Source organism: Mesorhizobium sp. M6A.T.Cr.TU.017.01.1.1, assembly GCF_004023115.1.
Lineage (GTDB): Bacteria > Pseudomonadota > Alphaproteobacteria > Rhizobiales > Rhizobiaceae > Mesorhizobium > Mesorhizobium mediterraneum.
In genome coordinates this window covers 1-17,319 of the sequence record NZ_RZTA01000126.1, presented here as the reverse complement: position 1 = coordinate 17,319, position 17,319 = coordinate 1, and the positions used below count along the sequence as shown (strand labels likewise).

The window sequence follows — 17,319 nt, the reverse complement described above, 5'->3', positions numbered from 1 at the left end:
GCCATTCGAAGAGGATTTGGCGATGGACGACAAGATTGGGGACGTCGAGCTCGGGGACGACGAGCTTACCGCCTCGCTCGAACCGGATTTCCTGCTCGACGACGATGCAACGGACGAGGCTGAACAGAATACTGCCGCCGTTTCCGCGCCGGTCGAACCCGCCTTCGATGAAGAATTCGACAACGCTGTCGCAAGCTCGCTCGAAGACGAGCTGATGCTGGACGAGCACGTGCCGATGGAGCAGGCGGCCGTTGCCGAAGTCTCCACACCGGCCGCCGAACCCGCCTTCGACGATGAGTTCGACAATGCCGTCGCAAGCTCGCTCGAAGACGAGTTGATGCTCGACGAACATATGCCGTTAGAGCAGGCCGCTGTTGAAACTCCTGCTGCGCCTGTTCGAGCCGTTTCGGAAGAGTCCGAGGAGGACTTTGCCGGCCATTTCGACGACGCCATGGCCGATGTCGATATGGATTTCGACGTTCGCACGGATGAACCAGTCGAAATTGACGCGCCCGAAATTGACGAACCGGAGGCTATCGCCGCCAAGGACGAGCCGTCCGCCACGACCCTGGAAGACGCGTTCGACGCCGATTTCGATTTGAGTTTCGAGGACGCGCTTGCCGAGGAAGCCGAAGAGCCGGTTGCGCAGGCCTCCGGCGTTGCAGCCCAACCGACGGCGCCGGCTGCCGCGGTCCAGCCGGCGGCGCCAACCGCCGTCGCTGATGAGCGGAGCCTTGAAGACGAACTGAACGCGCTGTTGGGCACGATGAACACACGGGCTGCCCCCGTGACGGCTTCCGCTGCCAACGAGCCAGCCATGGTTCAGCAGCCTGTGGCCGCGGCTGAAAAGGTCACCGACAAACCAACGGATACTGTCGAGGAACTGGACTGGAGCCTTGACGAGCAAGACCTTTCGGAGCAGCCGGAGGATGGTGCGGTTCAGGCCGCCGATGCCGATCTCGACACCGTTCTCTTCGATGAGCTCGAGGGCCAGGATTTCTGCGCTGAAGATGCCGCCGGGCCGGCCGATGTCGGTTTCGACGATGATGCATTGCATGCAGCCTTCGCCAAGGACATCGGTCTAGATCATGGCGACGACGATAACGTTGCGGCCGCCGCTCACCAGGAAGATCCGGATGATTCGCTCAACTGGATGGCGGCACGCTCCGCTGCGCCGGCGCCGGCCCGTTCGTGGAGCCGCGTAACGCCGGTCGCACAGTCGCAGCCTGCCTTTGCAGCCCAGCCGACGGCCTCGGCGAGGACCACGGAAGTGGCCTCGGTGAAGACCACGGAAACGACGCCGCCAATGGCTGCGGCCCCCTCCTATCAGGACGACCTGGCCTATCAGGATGAGCCGGCCGAAGACGATGCCGCCAATGCGGCGTCTGCGCCAGCGCAAAGCGAACAGACTTCGGCGTATGACGAGATGCCCGATGTCGAGACGGTCGATGTGCCCGAGCGCGTCGTGGCGCTGGCGGACGACCTCGATATTCCGGACCTCGACTTCAATGAAGACGAACCGGCGGCGCCTGCTTATGACGATCTCGACAGCGAGTTCGCCAGCCTTCTCACGGAAATGAATGCCGTGGACGTCGCTGCCGCCCCGGCGCGCAGCGCGGCGTATGACGACGAATCCTACAATGCCGGATTCCAGTCAGGGGCTGGGTTTCAGTCGGGGGCAGGGTTCCAGTCAGGCTATGAGCCCGACCGCGTTGAAACGCGGACCTATGCGGCGAGACCCGCAGAAGCGCCCGTCAGTGCGGCTTATGCCGATGCCGCCAGCGGCTTCGATCTGGGCGACTTGCCAGCCGGCCGGCCGGCTCCGCAGGCCAACGACTTTGGCTTAGACGAACTCGACTACGATCCCGAGCTGGATGAGGCCATGTCGGTTCCAGGCCTGGAACAGGATACCGCGAGGCCCCGGCGCCGCGGCCTGCTGGTCGCTGCGGTTGTAGGCGCCGTGGCGATCGCCGGCGGTCTCGGCGCCTTCGCGCTGTCTTTCGGTGGCAACGGCGGCAACGACGCGCCGGTCATCGTCAAGGCGGACAACGCACCGATCAAGATCAGGCCTGAAAATCCGGGCGGCACCGTCGTGCCGAACCAGGAAAACAAGGTTTATGACGCCGTGGCCAAGGGTGGCGCGAAGCCTGCCGAACCGGTCCAGGAAAAACTGGTCACCAACGCCGAAGAGCCCGTGGACGTCACGGCCAAGGAGCCGCCGCAGAGCCGTGTGGTCGATCTTTCGCCCGACGACTTCGACGCGGCTGAAGGCGTTGATGCGGCCGGCGGCACGCAAGCGGCCGGAAATGCCGACGTCGCCGCCGCGCCGACGCCCAAGTCCGAGGATCGTATTGCCCAGGTTCTGCAAGAGGCTGACAAAGGCATAGACCCCGATGTCGTCGCCGTCGCGCCGCGCAAGGTGAGAACCATGGTCGTCAAATCAGATGGCTCACTGGTTGCGCGGGAGGATCCGGCGCCTGCGGTGGCGCAGGTGGCTGCCGTCGACCCTGTCGATCCGGCGCCGCAGCATGTGGCCCCGGCGGGTCAGGCCGGCGAAGCGGAGCAGACCGGCACGGTCCCGCCTGTTGCCGACCAGGCAAGTGGTAACTTACTAGGTGGCGACCAGACCGAAACCGCCAGGCCGGAAACAGCCGAGCCGGCAGCCGCGCCCAAGTCTGAGGCCGATGCCCAAACCAGCCAGCCTGCCAATACGCCGGCCACGGTTCCGGTGGCGCCGCAACGTCCGTCCGACCAGCCTGTCGACGTCGTCGGCGAGGTCAAGCCGGACCAGGTTGCGTCCATCAATCCGGCGGCGGCCTCGACCGGCGGTGGCTCGTGGTCGATGCAGATCGCCTCGCAGCCGACTGTCGAAAGCGCCCAGTCCAGCTATGCGGACCTGCAGCGCCGCTACGGCAGCGTGCTGGCCGGCCGCACCGCCAACATCGTCAAGGCCGAGATCGCCGGCAAGGGAACGTTCTATCGCGTCCGGGTGCCGGCGCAGTCGCGCAACGATGCGATCAACCTGTGCACCAGCTACAAGGCTGCCGGCGGCAACTGCTTCGTGTCGCGCTAGCCGTTTCAAATCTCCCGCCCTTGGGCGGAAAGAGCCGGCGCGGTCACAGACCGCGCCGGTTTTTTTATGTGGAAGGGAGATCTTTGTGGGAAGGGATTCTGGCTCAACCGCATGTGGCTCGATGCGATTCCCTTTGTTCGCGTGAAGCTCTAAACTCCTGTCCATGACCGAATCAAAATCCATGATCCTCGGCTGCGCCGGGAAATCGCTCACACGCGACGAAATCAAATTCTATCGCAATGAATGCCCGTGGGGATTCATCCTGTTTGCGCGTAACATCGGCGAGACCGAGCAGATCCGCGATCTGGTCGCCGCAATGCGCGACTGTATCGAGCGCCCGGACGCCCTGGTGTTCATCGACCAGGAAGGCGGCCGGGTGCAGCGTTTGCGGCCGCCGCTGGCGCCGAACTATCCCGCCGGTGGTGCGCTCGGCGCCTTGTGGCGCAACGACCACGACGCCGGCAACCGCGCCGCCTGGCTGTTGGCGCGGCTGCATGCCTTCGATCTCTCGCGCTATGGCATCACAGCCGATTGCCTGCCGGTGCTCGACGTGCCGATCGAGGGCGCCAGCGACGTCATCGGCGCCCGCGCCTATGGCAAGGAGCCTCGTGCCGTCATCGAACTGGGTCGCGCCGCGGCTGAAGGGTTGATGTCGGGCGGCGTGCTGCCGGTCATGAAGCATATTCCGGGGCATGGACGGGCCTTTGCCGACACGCATTTCGAACTGCCGACCGTCGATGCCTCGATGAGCGACTTGCAGCGGCATGATTTCGCCCCGTTCAGGGAGCTCAATCATTTGCCGATGGCGATGACGGCGCATGTCGTCTACAGCGCGATCGACCCGAAGAACCCGGCCACGACGTCCGGCAAGGTCATCGATGAGATCATCCGCGGCGAAATTGGTTTCGACGGGCTGTTGATGAGCGACGACACCTCGATGAAGGCACTTTCTGGGGATTTCCCGACAAAGGCGGCCGCGATCCTTGCGGCGGGCTGCGATCTGGTCCTTCACTGCAACGGCGTTTTCGAGGAGATGGCCGGCATTGCGTCGCGCACAACAGGGCTTGAAGGCACGTCGCTGCGCCGCGCGCAGCGGGCGCTGACCTATATCAAGAACCGCGATCGGGCTGATGAGACCGAGATACGCGCCGAATTCGCCACCTATTTCGATGCGGTGGCCTAGACCATGATCCCGAAAAGTGGGAGCCGGTTTTTCGGAACAGATCATGGTCAAACAAGAAGATAGAAGCAAAGGAAAGCGACAGTAGGTGGCGGAAACATTGGACAGTAAGGCCGGCAAGGCCGCACCGATGGACCGTCTGTGGGCCGAGAACGACGATTCGCGGCTGACCGGCGATCCTGCGTTGGTCGTTGACGTCGACGGGTTTGAAGGCCCGCTCGATCTTCTGCTGCATCTTGCGCGTAACCAGAAGGTCGATCTGTCGCGCATCTCGATCCTGGCGCTGGCCGAGCAATATCTGGCCTTCGTCGAGAAGGTGAGGGCGCTCAGGCTGGAGCTCGCCGCCGACTATCTGGTGATGGCGGCGTGGCTGGCGTTTCTCAAGTCGAAGCTTTTGATCCCCAAGCAACCCGGCGACGACGGCGAAAGCGGCGAGGAGCTGGCGGCGGTGCTGCAATTCCGGTTGAAGCGGCTGGAAGCGATGCGCGACGCGGCGGCACGCCTGGTTAACCGCAACCGGCTCGGACGCGATGTGTTCGCCCGCGGCATGCCGGAAATGGTCATCGTCGAGAAACGCAACGCCTATTCGGCCTCGCTCTACGATCTGCTGACCGCTTATGCGCAGCAACGCCAGAAACAGGCGATCACCAATGTGACCATCGCCAGGCGCGGTGTGTGGTCGCTCAAGGACGCGCGCGATATCCTGAACAGGCTGATCGGCACGTTTGCCGACTGGACGGCGCTGGACAGTTTCCTGGTCGAATATCTGACCGGCCCGGATGAGCGGCGTACCGCGATTGCCAGCTCGTTTGCGGCCACGCTGGAACTGGTGCGCGAAGGCAAAATGGAAATGCGGCAAGACGAGGTGTTCGCGCCGCTTTATCTGCGCGGCCGTGCGCAAGGCATCAGGGCAGTCGAGGTGGCATCATGAGTGAACGCGCCAACGCTTCGGTCATTCCGTTCAAGGTCGACGACGAGACCGAAGACGGCATGCTCGGCGAGACTCCGGCAGAAAATCAGGCGCAGAACTTTTCCCAGAATCCTGGCGAGCGGCTGCATATGGCGGAAGCCGTGCGCATGGCCGAGGCGATCGTTTTCGCCAGCGCCGAGCCGGTCAGCGAAAAGCAGCTTGCCGCGCGCCTGCCCGATGGCATCAACATTGCCGCGGCGATGGCCGAACTGCAGCAGATTTATGCGCGGCGCGGCGTCAATCTGGTGCGCGTCTCCGATGCCTGGGCGTTCCGCACCGCCGGCGACCTCGCTTTCCTGATGAGCCGCGACACAGTGCAGCAGAGGAAGCTTTCCCGCGCGGCGCTCGAAGTGCTGGCGATCATCGCCTATCACCAGCCGGTGACGCGAGCCGAGATCGAGGACATCAGAGGCGTCGAGACCTCGAAGGGCACGCTGGACACGCTGATGGAGACCGAATGGGTGAAGATGCGCGGTCGGCGCCGCACGCCCGGCCGTCCCGTCACCTACGGCACCACCGACATTTTCCTCGACCATTTCGCATTGGAGGAGATCCGCGATCTTCCCGGCATGGAGGAATTGAAGGGCGCCGGGCTGCTTTCGGGCCGCATGCCGTCGAATTTCTCCATTCCGCTGCCGCCGGCCGATCCGGATGCGCTGACCGACGACGAGGATCCGCTGACCGACATCGACCTCGAGGAACTCGGCCTGTTGACGCCGCGTGTCGAGGATGATTGACCGCAAACGACGCGCCGAAAGCCGTTGGTTTTCGGGGCTGCGCCGATTGGTAGCGGGCTACGGCGCCGAAAGTGCGTGACTTCGGCCACTCATTTATAAACTCTGTCGCGGTTGTGTTTGAATCCCGACGCGAAAGCGCATAGATCATCGTCAGAGAAAACATTCGAGAGAGATTGTTATGGGTTCATTTTCGATTTGGCACTGGATGATCGTGCTGGTGATCGTGCTGCTGGTGTTCGGCCGCGGCAAGATTCCCGAGCTGATGGGTGACATGGCCAAGGGTATCAAGAGCTTCAAGAAGGGCATGGCCGACGACGATGTTGCCGAGGACAAGCGCACCGTCGAACATCGTGCCGACGAAACCGTTTCGGCAGTGAAGGAAAAGGCCAGCAAGAGCTGAGCCCAAAACTTTAGTCGGAACGTATCGCCATGTTCGACATCGGCTGGACCGAGATGCTGGTGATCGCGATCGTCATGATCGTGGTCGTCGGGCCCAAGGATTTGCCCAACATGCTGCGCACCTTCGGGCGCACGACGACAAAGCTGCGCGGCATGGCAGCCGACTTCCAGAAACAGTTCAACGATGCGTTGAAGGAGGCCGAGCTCGACGACGTCAAGAAGTCGGTCGATTCACTCAGAAGCCTCAATCCGGCCGCCGAGATCAGGAAACAGCTCAATCCGTTCGAGCAGGCGGCAGCCGATGTCCGTTCAGGTGTCGATGCGGTGATGAAGCCGAAGCCGGCCATCGACCCGGTCACGCCAGCTGCTTCGCCACCGCAGGAGACCGAGCTGAAGAATGGCGCGACGGTGCTGCCGGGCGTCAGTGCTCCGGAAGCGGCGCCGGCGGCGCCGATCTTTCCGGCGATGACCGATGAGTCGGTGGTGCCGTCGCCTGTCGGGACGGCAACGCCGGCTGCACCGCAAAAGGCCTCGGCAGCGAAGAAGAAGCCTGCGCCAGCGAAAGCGATGCCGGCCCCCAAGGCCGCAGCCAAGCCAGCGGCAGCAGCAAGACCTGCCGTGACAAAGACCGCAGCTAAAAAGGCCGAGCCGAAGCCTGCACCGGCAGCGGTGAAGAAGCCGACTGCAGCCGCCAAAAAGACGGCGGGAGCCAGCAAGTGAGCGTTTCGGAAAAGGACGAGATCGATAAATCGGCGGCTCCGCTGATGGAGCATCTGATCGAATTGCGCCGGCGACTGATGTGGTCGATCGGCGGGTTCTTCGTCGCCTTCCTGTTCTGCTTCTTTTTCGCCAAGCAACTGTTCAACCTGTTGGTCGTGCCGTTCAAATGGGCGACCCAATGGGCAGGGCTCGACCCGCACAAGGTTGAGCTGATCTACACGGCGCCGCAGGAATTCTTCTTCACCCAGGTGAAGCTGGCAATGTTCGGCGGCATGGTGATCGCCTTTCCGCTGATCGCCACGCAGATCTACAAATTCATCGCGCCCGGCCTCTACAAGAACGAACGCAACGCTTTCCTGCCGTTCCTGATCGCTTCGCCGATCCTGTTCCTGATGGGCGCGTCGCTGGTCTATTTCTTCTTCACGCCGATGGTGATGTGGTTCTTCCTCGCCATGCAGCAGGCCGGCACTGACGACCAAGTGCAGATTTCGTTGCTGCCGAAAGTGTCGGAATATCTCAGCCTGATCATGACGCTGATCTTTTCCTTCGGCCTGGTGTTCCAGTTGCCGGTGGTGACCAGCCTCATGGCGCGGGTCGGCATGCTGTCGTCGCAGGCGCTGGTCGAAAAGCGCAAATGGGCGATCGTCATCGCCTTCGTCGTCGCGGCTGTGCTGACACCGCCCGACCCGATAAGCCAGATCGGCCTCGCCATCCCAACGATCATTCTCTACGAGGTCTCAATCTGGTCGGCCCGGCTGATCGAGCGTAGCAAGGAACGGGAACGTCTGGCGCGCGAGAAGCGGGAGGCCGCAGAAGAGGTGGCCGAAAAGCCCGCGGACGCGCCTTCGACGTAGGCTGGCCGGAGGCCTTAATCAAGGTTTGCGGGACAGCGCCCCCTCTGTCCTGCCGGACATCTCCCCCACACGGAGGGAGATTGGCAGCTTCGGCGACGGCTCATTTCTTTAGCGCTGGAGGTTGGCGAAAGCCGCAGTGACGGCCGATCTCCCCACCCGCGGGGGAGATGTCCGGCAGGACAGAGGGGGCGCGAAGGAACTCGACTTTGACGTCTTGCATCGGTCAAGGATGCGGTTTACGCCCTCTGACCTAAAACGCGATGCGTTTTAGGTCTTTGTTTTGGGCATGTCGTTGTCCCAAAACCGCTGTGCACTTTTGGGCGACATGCCCGCCGAGGACGATCAAACCATGCTCGACATCAAATGGATTCGCGACAACCCGAAGGCCCTTGTCGAGGCGCTCAAGAAGCGCTCGTGGTCCAGCGATGACGCGCAGTCCACGGTCGATGATCTGATCGCCAGGGACGAGGCGCGGCGCGAGCATCTCACCGAGCTGCAGACCAGGCAGGAGCGCCGCAATGCCGCCTCGAAGGAGATCGGCAATGCCATGCGTTCGGGCGACGCCGCCCTTGCCGAAAAACTCAAAGCCGAAGTCGGCGAGATCAAGGCTTTCATCCAGAACGGCGAGGCGCGCGAACGCGAACTCGACAAGGCGCTGAATGACGCATTGGCCGAGCTGCCCAATGTGCCGCTCGACGACGTGCCGGTCGGCAAGAACGAGGACGACAATGTCGTCAAGCGCATCGTCGGCAAGGTGCCAACGCGTCCGAACTGGGTGAAGGAGCATTTCGAGATCGGCGAAGCGCTCGGCATGATGGATTTCGAGCGGGCGGCGAAGCTGTCCGGCTCGCGCTTCACGGTGCTGAAGGGTGGGCTGGCGCGAATGGAACGCGCGCTCGGCCAATTCATGCTGGATCTGCACACGACCGAGCATGGCTATGAGGAGATCCAGCCGCCGCTGATGGTGCGCGACGATGCGATGTTTGGCACCGGGCAGCTGCCAAAATTCAAGGAAGATTTGTTTCGCGCTTCGATCAATGATCTGAATCGGTTTTGGAAAGAGTACGAGGAAGCGCGCAACGAGCAATACGAGGATTTTAGAAACAGCAAAGCCAGCCTCGACAGAATTAAGTCCGAAGGGATGGCAAGGCAGCGCAAATGGGTGAATGACTTCGAAAGTGGGAAGTTCGCAGAGAACTTTTATCTCATCCCGACCGCCGAAGTGCCGCTGACCAACCTCGTGCGCGAAGAAATCACCCCGCATGAAAAGCTGCCGCTGCGCTATACGGCGCTGACCCCATGCTTCCGTTCGGAAGCGGGCTCGGCCGGGCGCGACACGCGCGGCATGCTGCGCCAGCACCAGTTCTACAAGGTCGAGCTGGTCTCGATCACCGATCAGGAATCGTCGCTCGCCGAGCACGAGCGGATGACCGAATGCGCTGAAGCGGTGTTGAAACGGCTGGAATTGCCGTTCCGCACCATGACGCTATGCACCGGCGATATGGGCTTTGGCGCGCGCAAGACCTACGACATCGAGGTCTGGCTGCCGGGCCAGAACGCCTATCGCGAGATTTCGTCCTGCTCGGTGTGCGGCGATTTCCAGGCGCGGCGCATGGACGCCCGCTACAAGGACAAGGACGGCAAGGGCAACCGCTTCGTCCACACGCTGAACGGCTCCGGCACCGCCCTCGGCCGCGCTCTTATTGCCGTCATCGAAAACTATCAGAATGAGGATGGCAGCGTAACCATTCCTGAAGCGCTTCGGCCTTACATGGGCGGTCTGGAAAAGATCGAATCGAAATAATGCGCATCCTCCTGACCAATGATGACGGCATCCATGCCGAAGGCCTCGCATCGCTTGAACGCGTCGCCCGGACGCTGTCGGACGATGTCTGGGTGGTGGCGCCGGAGCAGGACCAGTCCGGCTATGCGCATTCGCTGTCGATCTCGGAGCCGCTGCGCCTGAGGAAGATCGGCGAAAAACACTTTGCCGTGCGTGGCACGCCGACCGATTGCGTCATCATGGGCGTGAAGAAGATCCTGCCCGCAGCACCCGACCTGATCCTGTCCGGCGTCAATTCCGGCGCCAACATCGCCGACGACGTCACCTATTCGGGAACCGTCGCCGGCGCCATGGAAGGCGCGCTGCTCGGCGTGCGCTCGATCGCGCTCAGCCAGGCCTATTCCTACGTCGGCGAGGATCGCGTCGTTCCCTACGAGACCACCGAGGCGCTGGCGCCGGCGCTGCTCCAGAAGCTTGTCGCCATGCCGCTGCCGGACGGCGTGCTGCTCAACGTCAATTTTCCGAATTGCGCGCCAGAAGAGGTCGCCGGCACGGTGGTCACCTCGCAAGGCAAGCTCGTCCACAGCCTGTGGGTCGACGAGCGCCGCGACGGCCGCGGACTTCCCTATTATTGGCTGCGCTTCGGGCGCGAGCCGGTCGAGGGCAAGCAAGGCACTGACCTGTATGCCTTGCGCAACCGGCTGGTGTCGGTGACGCCGCTGCAGCTCGATCTCACCGCTCATGAAATCCGAGATCAACTGACTAAGGCGCTCGCATGAACCTGAACCACGGCCCGACGGTCGACGACCGGGAAGGCTTCGCCGCGTTCCTGCTCCGCTTGCGTGGTAAGGGCGTGGTGCCGAAGGCGCTGATCGCCGCCTTCGAGGCGACGCCGCGGCGCGGCTTCCTTTCCGCGCAGTTCCATCCGATCGCCTGGTCGGACCGGATGCTGCCGATCGAATGCGGCGAGGCGATCGAGGGCGCTGATCTGCAAGCAGCGGTGATCGCAGCGCTTGCCATCGAGCCGGGCAACCGCGTGCTCGAGATCGGTACCGGGTCAGGCTACACGGCGGGGGTGATGTCGCGGCTTGCCGCGCGGGTCGTCACCATCGACCGCTACAAGACGCTGGCCGAGCAGGCCAAACAGCGCTTCGAGGCGCTCGGCATCGGCAATGTCATCGTGCGCCAAGCGGACGGCTCCAACGGACTAGCCAATGAGGCGCCGTTCGACCGCATCGTCGCATGGGTGGCCTTCGACAGCCTGCCGCGCTTCCTGCTCGATCAATTGTCGAGCGGCGGCATCGTCATCGCACCGATCGGACCCGAGGAGGGCGAGCAGGTGCTGGCCAAACTGACCAAGGTCGGCAGCCGATTCGAACGTGAGGACATCGGCCTCGTCCGCCTGCAGCCGATCCTGCGCAGCGTAGCCGCGGTCATCTAGGATCTGTCGGTATTCAGGTGATGCCCGCAACCGACCTGTCTGGTCGCGTCGCGCCCGTCTCCGACTCGGCTCGACCTGAATCTCAACCCGACCAGGTTCAGCCTTAAATATTTTAAGAAAATTTGCGTCTGATTCTAGAGGTTTAACCGACCAGTAACATTAACGCGCTTTAATCACGGTCAGTCTGTACCGGGTATCTGCGGGTAAATGCGATGCAATTCAGTATTTTGAAGGCAAACGGACGCAACCTGGCGCGCGGTTTCGCCGTCCTTATGGTTGCGGGCACCGCGGCGGGATGCAGTTCCCAGGTCTCGCGGTTCAACAGCGTCGATGACGTCTTCACCTCCTCGACCAACAACCAGCGCACCATCATCGACAAGCAGGACGCCGCCCAGCCTTATCCCGGCGATGTCCCGGTCTCGGCCGCGCCGCTCGACGGCAGCCATACCCAGTCGGTCAGCCGCTCAAGCCTCGAACCGGTTACGACACAGCAATTGCCGCCGGTCAGCCAGTCGCAGCCAGCCCCCGCGTTGGCGCCGGCCCGCACCGCTTCGGCGCCAGCCGCCCCCCAGGTCGACCGGACTGCAACCGGGACAGTGGCAAAGCCGTTCAAGGACGCACAGTCCGACGCTCCGCGCATGGCGACGGCAGGCGGCGAACCGCGCGCCACCGAGATCATCGTTAGGGATGGCGAGACCATTTCCGGCCTGTCGCGGCGCTACGGCGTGCCCGCCGATGCCCTTATGAAAGTCAATGGGCTGAGCGCGACCAACGGGCTGAAGACCGGCCAGAAGCTCGTCATCCCGGCCTATGCCTATTCGGGCAAGAAACCGGCGCCGAAGCTGGCCGACGCCAAGCCTGCGAACGACACCAAGCACGATTTGCCGGCCAAGGCGCCGGAGATGGTAGCCGTGCTGCCGCAGCAGCCGAAGCTCAAGGAGGGCAAGTCCGCAGCGCAGGTGGATGCCTCGGCGGCCGCGAGCCAGCCGAAGGACGGAAAACCCGCGTCCAGGACGGCTGGTGCCGGTGGCACCTACACGGTCCAGCAGGGCGATACGCTGTCGGCCATCGCCAGGAAAACCGGCGTCGGCGTGGCTGCGTTGAAGCAGGCGAACGGCATGCAGGACGGCCTGCTCAAGATTGGCCAGACCCTGAAGGTGCCGGCCGGCGGAACCGCGACGGTTGCCAGCGCCAAGCCGGCAAAGGTCGATCCGGTAACGACAGCCACCACTTCGCCTGCGGCAAAGACCACGCCGTCGGAGACGCTCGCCGCCTACACGCCGCCGAAGAAGGATGCGAAGGTCATCCAGCAGGCCGAGGACGATGACGCGGTGGCGCCCAACGCCACAGGCATCGGCAAGATGCGGTGGCCGGTGCGCGGCCGCGTGATCTCCGGCTTTGGCGGCGGCAAGGACGGTGTCGACATTGCCGTGCCGGAAGGAACCCCGGTCAAGGCGGCCGAGAACGGCGTCGTCATCTATGCCGGCGATGGTCTCAAGGAATTCGGCAATACGGTGCTGGTTCGCCACGAGAACGGGTTGGTCACGGTCTATGGCCACGCCCGTTCGATCGAGGTCCAGCGCGGCCAGAAGGTCAAGCGCGGCCAGGAAATCGCGCAGTCCGGCATGAGCGGCACCACCGACTCGCCGAAACTGCATTTCGAAGTCCGCAAGAACTCGGCGCCGGTCGATCCTTCGACCTATCTTGAATAAAGGAAGTCGATCCTTCGACCTATCTCGAATAAAGGAAGTCGATCCTTCGACCTATCTCGAATAGAAGAAGAAAAGCGATTGCGCGCCGCCTGACCTCCAGTCCGGCCCGCCGGCTCAGCCCGCTCCGTAAGGGGCGGGCTTTTTCAGTCGCTTTTCTGGACCATGATCTTGTCCGAAAACCGGGCTCCACTTTTCGGGATCATGGTCTAATCCTTGAGCGATTTGCCGAGCCGGCCTGCCAGATCCTGGGTGAACTGCCAGGCAACGCGGCCCGAACGGCTGCCGCGCGTCGTCGCCCATTCCAGCGCCTCGGCGCGCAGCGTCTCGGGGTCGATGGCAAGGCCGTGATGGCTGATATAGCCGTCGATCATGTCGAGATACTCGTCCTGTGAGCATTTGTGGAAGCCGAGCCAGAGGCCAAAACGATCGGACAGCGAAACTTTTTCCTCGACCGCCTCCGATGGGTTGATCGCGGTCGAGCGTTCATTGTCGATCATGTCGCGCGGCAATAGATGTCGCCGGTTCGAGGTGGCATAGAAGATCACATTGGCCGGGCGGCCCTCGACGCCGCCTTCGAGCGCCGCTTTCAGCGACTTGTAGGACGTGTCGTCATGGTCGAAGGACAGGTCGTCGCAAAACAGGATAAAGCGGTAAGGTGCTGCCTTCAGCAAATTCATAAGCTTTGGCAGCGTGTCGATGTCTTCGCGATGGATCTCGATGAGCTTGAGCGGCAGGTCCAGCTTTGCCGACGCGTTGACCGCCGCATGCACGGCCTTGACCAGCGAGGACTTGCCCATGCCGCGCGCTCCCCACAACAGCACGTTGTTGGCTGCATAACCGGAAGCGAAGCGCTCGGTGTTGTCGACCAATATGTCGCGGACGCGGTCGACGCCGCGGATCAGGCCGATATCGACGCGGTTGACCTTGAGCACCGGCTCCAGATTGCCGGGATCGGCCTGCCAGACGAAGCAATCGGCCTTGCCGAGATCGGTTTCCGGCACCGGTGGCGGAGCGAGGCGGACGACCGCCTCGATCAGGCGGTCGAGCTTCTTGTTCAGGGCTTCGATGGTGCTATCGCTCATTTTATCTTTGCACTCAGGAGGGGATGACACGGAACCTAATTTGGTTCCGGCGTTTCGGAACCAGTTCCAACCTTTTGTTAGAACATGATCTTTTCCGAAAACCGGGCGTCGTTTTCGGGATCATGCTCTAACACGGCTCAACCAGCCGGAAAAGCAGCTGAAATGCCTGACCGCAGTTGCATTGGCAACTTTACCGACTATATTCCGGCGAAATTTCACGGGGCCGCCAAATTTCCCCAGGACGGTTTGGCGGCTGTCTTTCAAAATTCAGGAGTACCTAGATGTTCGTGACACCGGCATACGCCCAAGGCGTCGGCGCCTCCCCGGATATGTTCATCAGCATTTTGCCGTTTGTCCTGATTTTCGTGATCATGTATTTTCTGATCATCCGGCCGCAGCGCACGCAGTTGAAGAAGCGCGGCGAGATGCTGGCGGCGGTTCGCCGCGGCGACACGGTCGTCACCGGCGGCGGTTTCGTCGGCAAGGTGACCAAGGTGATCGACGACAATGAGCTCGAGATCGATCTCGGCGGTGGCACCAAGGTAACGGCGCTGCGCTCGACGATCGCAGACGTGCGCGTCAAGGGCGAGCCGGTGGCGAACCAGAACGCCAAGAAATAATCGGATGTCGGCGGGACGATCCGCCAGAACGCCCTGACGGACGACGCCGATGACTCTGATCTGCGGTGGCTGTGGCCATCGCAGGAGTTCTGATGCGCCCAGTCTTCTCGCTGCCAGCCCGCTCGCCCCGTCCAGGGCGCCAACGATCTCGTCGTGCTATTGCCCGCTGGTGCCTTGCCAGCAAGATTGACAATAGTTGAAGAAAGCCCGATGGCAGCACCAAAGTGAACTGTCTTGTGCTCGAGGCGAGCATTTGGCGAAACCAGAACGCCAAGAAATAACCCCATTCCAGGCGGAACGATCCGCCAGAACGCCCTGACGGACGACGCCATATGCTTTATTTCTCGCGCTTCAAGATGATCCTGATCTGGCTGGCCGTGGCCGCCACAGTGATCCTCGCTGCGCCCAATCTTTTCTCTGCCAGCACGCTGGCCCAGCTTCCTAATTGGGTGCCGAAGCGCCAGATGACGCTCGGCCTCGATCTGCAGGGCGGCTCGCATATCCTGCTCAGGATGGATCCGAACGATCTGATCAAGGATCGGCTGGAGACGACACGCGACGAAATCAGGACGCGCCTGCGCGACGCCAAGATCGGTTACACCGGCCTTTCCGGATCAGGCCGGGCCGTGCAGGTCCGCATCACCGATCCCGGTCAGCTCGAAGCCGCCAAGACGGCGCTGAAGACATTGACCGACCCGGTGGCAGCCGGCCTGTTCAGCGGCGGCTCCGTCCAGGAGATGTCGCTTGATGATTCCGAGCCCGGCCTGCTCAAGTTCGCCGTCACCGATGCCGGCATCAAGTACCGCACGTCGACGGCGTTGGCGCAGTCGCTCGAGGTTGTCGAGCGCCGCGTCAACGAGCTCGGCACCACCGAGCCGATCGTGCAACGCCAAGGTGAAGACCGCATTCTGGTCCAGGTGCCGGGCCTGCAGGATCCGCAGAGGCTGAAGGACATTCTTGGTCAGACCGCCAAGCTGACCTTCCAGATGGTCGACCAGTCGATGCCGGTGCAGGACGCGCTCAACGGTCGTCCGCCAGCGGGATCGTCGGTATTGTATTCGCAGGATGATCCGCCGGTTCCGTACCTGATCGAGAACCGCGTCATCGTTTCGGGCGAAAATCTCACCGATGCGCAGGCGACGTACAATTCCCAGACCAACGAGCCGGTGGTTTCGTTCACCTTCGATTCCAAGGGAGCGGCGCGCTTCGGCCAGGCGACCTCGCAGAATGTCGGCAAGCTGTTTGCCATTATCCTCGACAATCAGGTGATTTCGGCGCCGCAGATCCGCGAACCGATCCTTGGCGGCAACGGCCAAATCTCGGGCAATTTTACCGCCGAGAGCGCCAACGACCTCGCCGTGCTGTTGCGTGCCGGCGCGCTACCGGCGACGCTGACGGTGATCGAAGAGCGCACAGTTGGTCCTGGGCTCGGCGAAGATTCCATTCACGCCGGCAAGGTCGCCGGCGTGGTCGGGTCGATTCTCGTCGTCGCCTTCATGTTCGTCGCCTACGGCTTCCTCGGCTTCCTCGCCAACCTTGCGCTGGCGGTGCATGTGGCGATGATCATCGGGCTGCTGTCGCTTCTGGGCGCGACGCTGACCTTGCCGGGCATTGCCGGTATCGTGCTGACCATCGGCATGGCGGTCGATTCCAACGTTCTCATCTACGAGCGCATCCGCGAGGAGCGAAGAGCCGGCCGCTCGGTCATCCAGGCGATCGACACCGGTTTCACCAAGGCTCTGGCGACCATCGTCGATTCCAACGTCACAGCGCTGATCGCGACCGTGGTGCTGTTCTGGATCGGCACGGGGCCGGTGAAGGGTTTTGCCATATCCTTCGCCATCGGCATTCTGACTACCGTCTTCACCGCCTTCACCTTCACCCGGTTGCTGGTGTCGATCTGGCTTCGCCGGGCGCGGCCGAAGGAATTGCCGCGGGCGCCGGTGACCTTCATTCCGCCCGGTACGAGAATTCCGTTCATGGGCATCCGCCGCTGGACGTTCGCTCTGTCGAGCCTGCTATCGGTGCTGTCGGTCGTGCTGTTCATGACCGTCGACATCAATTACGGCATCGACTTCAAGGGCGGTTCGCTGATCGAGGTGCAGGCCAAGGATGGCACCGCCGATCTTGCCGATATCCGCGGCAGGCTGACGGAACTCAACATCGGCGAAGTGCAGGTCCAGCAATTCGGCGAGCCGAACGACGTTTTGATCCGCGTCGGCACACAGGATGGCGGCGAGAATGCCGAGCAGACCGTCATCGACAAGGTGCGCGGCGAGCTGCAGGACCAGTATGATTTCCGCCGCGTCGAAGTGGTGGGGCCGACGGTTTCTGGCGAGCTCGCCAAGCAAGGCACGATCGCTATGCTGGTCGCGCTGCTTGGCATCCTGGCCTATGTGTGGTTCCGCTTCGAATGGCAGTTCGCGGTCGGCGCCATCATCGCGACGGTGCACGACATCGTCATGACCATCGGCTTCTTCGTCATCACCGGGCTCGAATTCAACCAATCGTCGCTGGCGGCGATCCTGACCATCATCGGCTATTCGCTGAACGACACGATCGTCGTCTATGACCGTGTTCGCGAGGATCTCAGGAAATACAAGAAGATGCCGCTGCCGGAATTGTTGAACAACGCCATCAACGAGACGCTGTCGAGAACGACGCTGACCGCGGTGACGACGATCCTGGCGCTTCTGGCGCTGGTCCTGTTCGGCGGCGAGGTGATCCGTTCGTTCACGCTGGCGATGC

The 17,319-nt window shown here is 62.5% G+C and carries 14 protein-coding genes and 1 pseudogene; 14 read left to right on the top strand and 1 reads right to left on the bottom strand.

Going from position 1 to position 17,319, the window contains the following annotated elements:
- Nucleotides 1-22: 22 nt before the first annotated feature.
- The 12 genes and pseudogenes from EOB36_RS28575 to EOB36_RS28520 all read left to right on the top strand — a co-directional run bounded on the left by EOB36_RS28575 (nt 23) and on the right by EOB36_RS28520 (nt 12,869).
- Nucleotides 23-3,073, top strand: a complete 3,051-nt coding sequence (locus tag EOB36_RS28575) for an SPOR domain-containing protein (RefSeq protein ID WP_245467920.1) — start codon at nt 23-25, stop codon at nt 3,071-3,073.
- A gap of 163 nt (nt 3,074-3,236) precedes the next feature.
- Nucleotides 3,237-4,256: a beta-N-acetylhexosaminidase gene (nagZ, locus tag EOB36_RS28570; protein WP_128286193.1), complete on the top strand. Its 1,020-nt coding sequence runs from the start codon at nt 3,237-3,239 to the stop codon at nt 4,254-4,256.
- Nucleotides 4,257-4,383: 127 nt separating this feature from the next.
- Nucleotides 4,384-5,184, top strand: a complete 801-nt coding sequence (locus tag EOB36_RS28565) for a ScpA family protein (RefSeq protein WP_095485469.1) — start codon at nt 4,384-4,386, stop codon at nt 5,182-5,184.
- Entirely contained in the window at nt 5,181-5,960 is a 780-nt protein-coding gene (gene scpB / locus EOB36_RS28560; protein WP_095485468.1) for an SMC-Scp complex subunit ScpB, read from the top strand. Before EOB36_RS28565 ends, scpB begins: the two co-directional genes overlap by 4 nt.
- 178 nt (nt 5,961-6,138) lie before the next feature.
- Nucleotides 6,139-6,360 carry a twin-arginine translocase TatA/TatE family subunit gene (locus EOB36_RS28555; protein ID WP_013895102.1) on the top strand — a complete coding sequence of 74 codons (222 nt, stop codon included), beginning with the start codon at nt 6,139-6,141 and terminating at the stop codon, nt 6,358-6,360.
- Nucleotides 6,361-6,389: 29 nt separating this feature from the next.
- Nucleotides 6,390-7,079, top strand: a complete 690-nt coding sequence (gene tatB / locus EOB36_RS28550) for a Sec-independent protein translocase protein TatB (RefSeq protein ID WP_126106220.1) — start codon at nt 6,390-6,392, stop codon at nt 7,077-7,079.
- Nucleotides 7,080-7,123: 44 nt separating this feature from the next.
- Nucleotides 7,124-7,933: a twin-arginine translocase subunit TatC gene (gene tatC / locus EOB36_RS28545; protein WP_095485595.1), complete on the top strand. Its 810-nt coding sequence runs from the start codon at nt 7,124-7,126 to the stop codon at nt 7,931-7,933.
- 349 nt (nt 7,934-8,282) lie between these two features.
- Nucleotides 8,283-8,957: pseudogene (locus tag EOB36_RS36025) on the top strand (serine--tRNA ligase); the annotation flags it as partial.
- Nucleotides 8,958-9,074: 117 nt separating this feature from the next.
- The gene (gene serS / locus EOB36_RS36020; RefSeq protein WP_348631650.1) at nt 9,075-9,737 is read left to right on the top strand and encodes a serine--tRNA ligase; all 663 of its coding nucleotides are present in this window, start codon (nt 9,075-9,077) and stop codon (nt 9,735-9,737) included.
- A complete protein-coding gene (gene surE, locus EOB36_RS28530; protein ID WP_128241825.1) occupies nt 9,737-10,495 on the top strand; it encodes a 5'/3'-nucleotidase SurE in 759 nt (252 codons plus the stop codon). The genes serS and surE overlap by 1 nt, the downstream gene beginning before the upstream one ends.
- The gene (locus tag EOB36_RS28525; RefSeq protein WP_185928323.1) at nt 10,492-11,157 is read left to right on the top strand and encodes a protein-L-isoaspartate(D-aspartate) O-methyltransferase; all 666 of its coding nucleotides are present in this window, start codon (nt 10,492-10,494) and stop codon (nt 11,155-11,157) included. Before surE ends, EOB36_RS28525 begins: the two co-directional genes overlap by 4 nt.
- Before the next feature lie 212 nt (nt 11,158-11,369).
- Nucleotides 11,370-12,869, top strand: a complete 1,500-nt coding sequence (locus EOB36_RS28520; protein WP_127294122.1) for a peptidoglycan DD-metalloendopeptidase family protein — start codon at nt 11,370-11,372, stop codon at nt 12,867-12,869.
- Nucleotides 12,870-13,075: 206 nt separating this feature from the next.
- Here EOB36_RS28520 and EOB36_RS28515 read toward each other — a convergent pair whose 3' ends face one another.
- Nucleotides 13,076-13,951 (bottom strand): ATP-binding protein, encoded by an 876-nt coding sequence (locus EOB36_RS28515; protein ID WP_095485463.1) that lies wholly within the window; start codon nt 13,949-13,951, stop codon nt 13,076-13,078.
- A gap of 281 nt (nt 13,952-14,232) precedes the next feature.
- Between EOB36_RS28515 and yajC the strand changes: the two genes are divergently transcribed.
- Both yajC and secDF read left to right on the top strand, forming a co-directional pair.
- Nucleotides 14,233-14,571 (top strand): preprotein translocase subunit YajC, encoded by a 339-nt coding sequence (gene yajC / locus EOB36_RS28510; protein ID WP_008876289.1) that lies wholly within the window; start codon nt 14,233-14,235, stop codon nt 14,569-14,571.
- A 332-nt stretch (nt 14,572-14,903) separates the two neighbouring features.
- Nucleotides 14,904-17,319 (top strand): protein translocase subunit SecDF (gene secDF, locus EOB36_RS28505; RefSeq protein ID WP_128286192.1); only part of this gene is annotated, 2,416 nt, incomplete at its 3' end.

Coding starts and splice junctions, on each gene's coding strand:
- EOB36_RS28575 (WP_245467920.1), top strand. CDS start 23: ATGGACGACAAGATTGGGGACGTCGAGCTCGGGGACGACGAGCTTACC.
- nagZ (WP_128286193.1), top strand. CDS start 3,237: ATGACCGAATCAAAATCCATGATCCTCGGCTGCGCCGGGAAATCGCTC.
- EOB36_RS28565 (WP_095485469.1), top strand. CDS start 4,384: ATGGACCGTCTGTGGGCCGAGAACGACGATTCGCGGCTGACCGGCGAT.
- scpB (WP_095485468.1), top strand. CDS start 5,181: ATGAGTGAACGCGCCAACGCTTCGGTCATTCCGTTCAAGGTCGACGAC.
- EOB36_RS28555 (WP_013895102.1), top strand. CDS start 6,139: ATGGGTTCATTTTCGATTTGGCACTGGATGATCGTGCTGGTGATCGTG.
- tatB (WP_126106220.1), top strand. CDS start 6,390: ATGTTCGACATCGGCTGGACCGAGATGCTGGTGATCGCGATCGTCATG.
- tatC (WP_095485595.1), top strand. CDS start 7,124: ATGGAGCATCTGATCGAATTGCGCCGGCGACTGATGTGGTCGATCGGC.
- serS (WP_348631650.1), top strand. CDS start 9,075: ATGGCAAGGCAGCGCAAATGGGTGAATGACTTCGAAAGTGGGAAGTTC.
- surE (WP_128241825.1), top strand. CDS start 9,737: ATGCGCATCCTCCTGACCAATGATGACGGCATCCATGCCGAAGGCCTC.
- EOB36_RS28525 (WP_185928323.1), top strand. CDS start 10,492: ATGAACCTGAACCACGGCCCGACGGTCGACGACCGGGAAGGCTTCGCC.
- EOB36_RS28520 (WP_127294122.1), top strand. CDS start 11,370: ATGCAATTCAGTATTTTGAAGGCAAACGGACGCAACCTGGCGCGCGGT.
- EOB36_RS28515 (WP_095485463.1), bottom strand. CDS start 13,951: ATGAGCGATAGCACCATCGAAGCCCTGAACAAGAAGCTCGACCGCCTG.
- yajC (WP_008876289.1), top strand. CDS start 14,233: ATGTTCGTGACACCGGCATACGCCCAAGGCGTCGGCGCCTCCCCGGAT.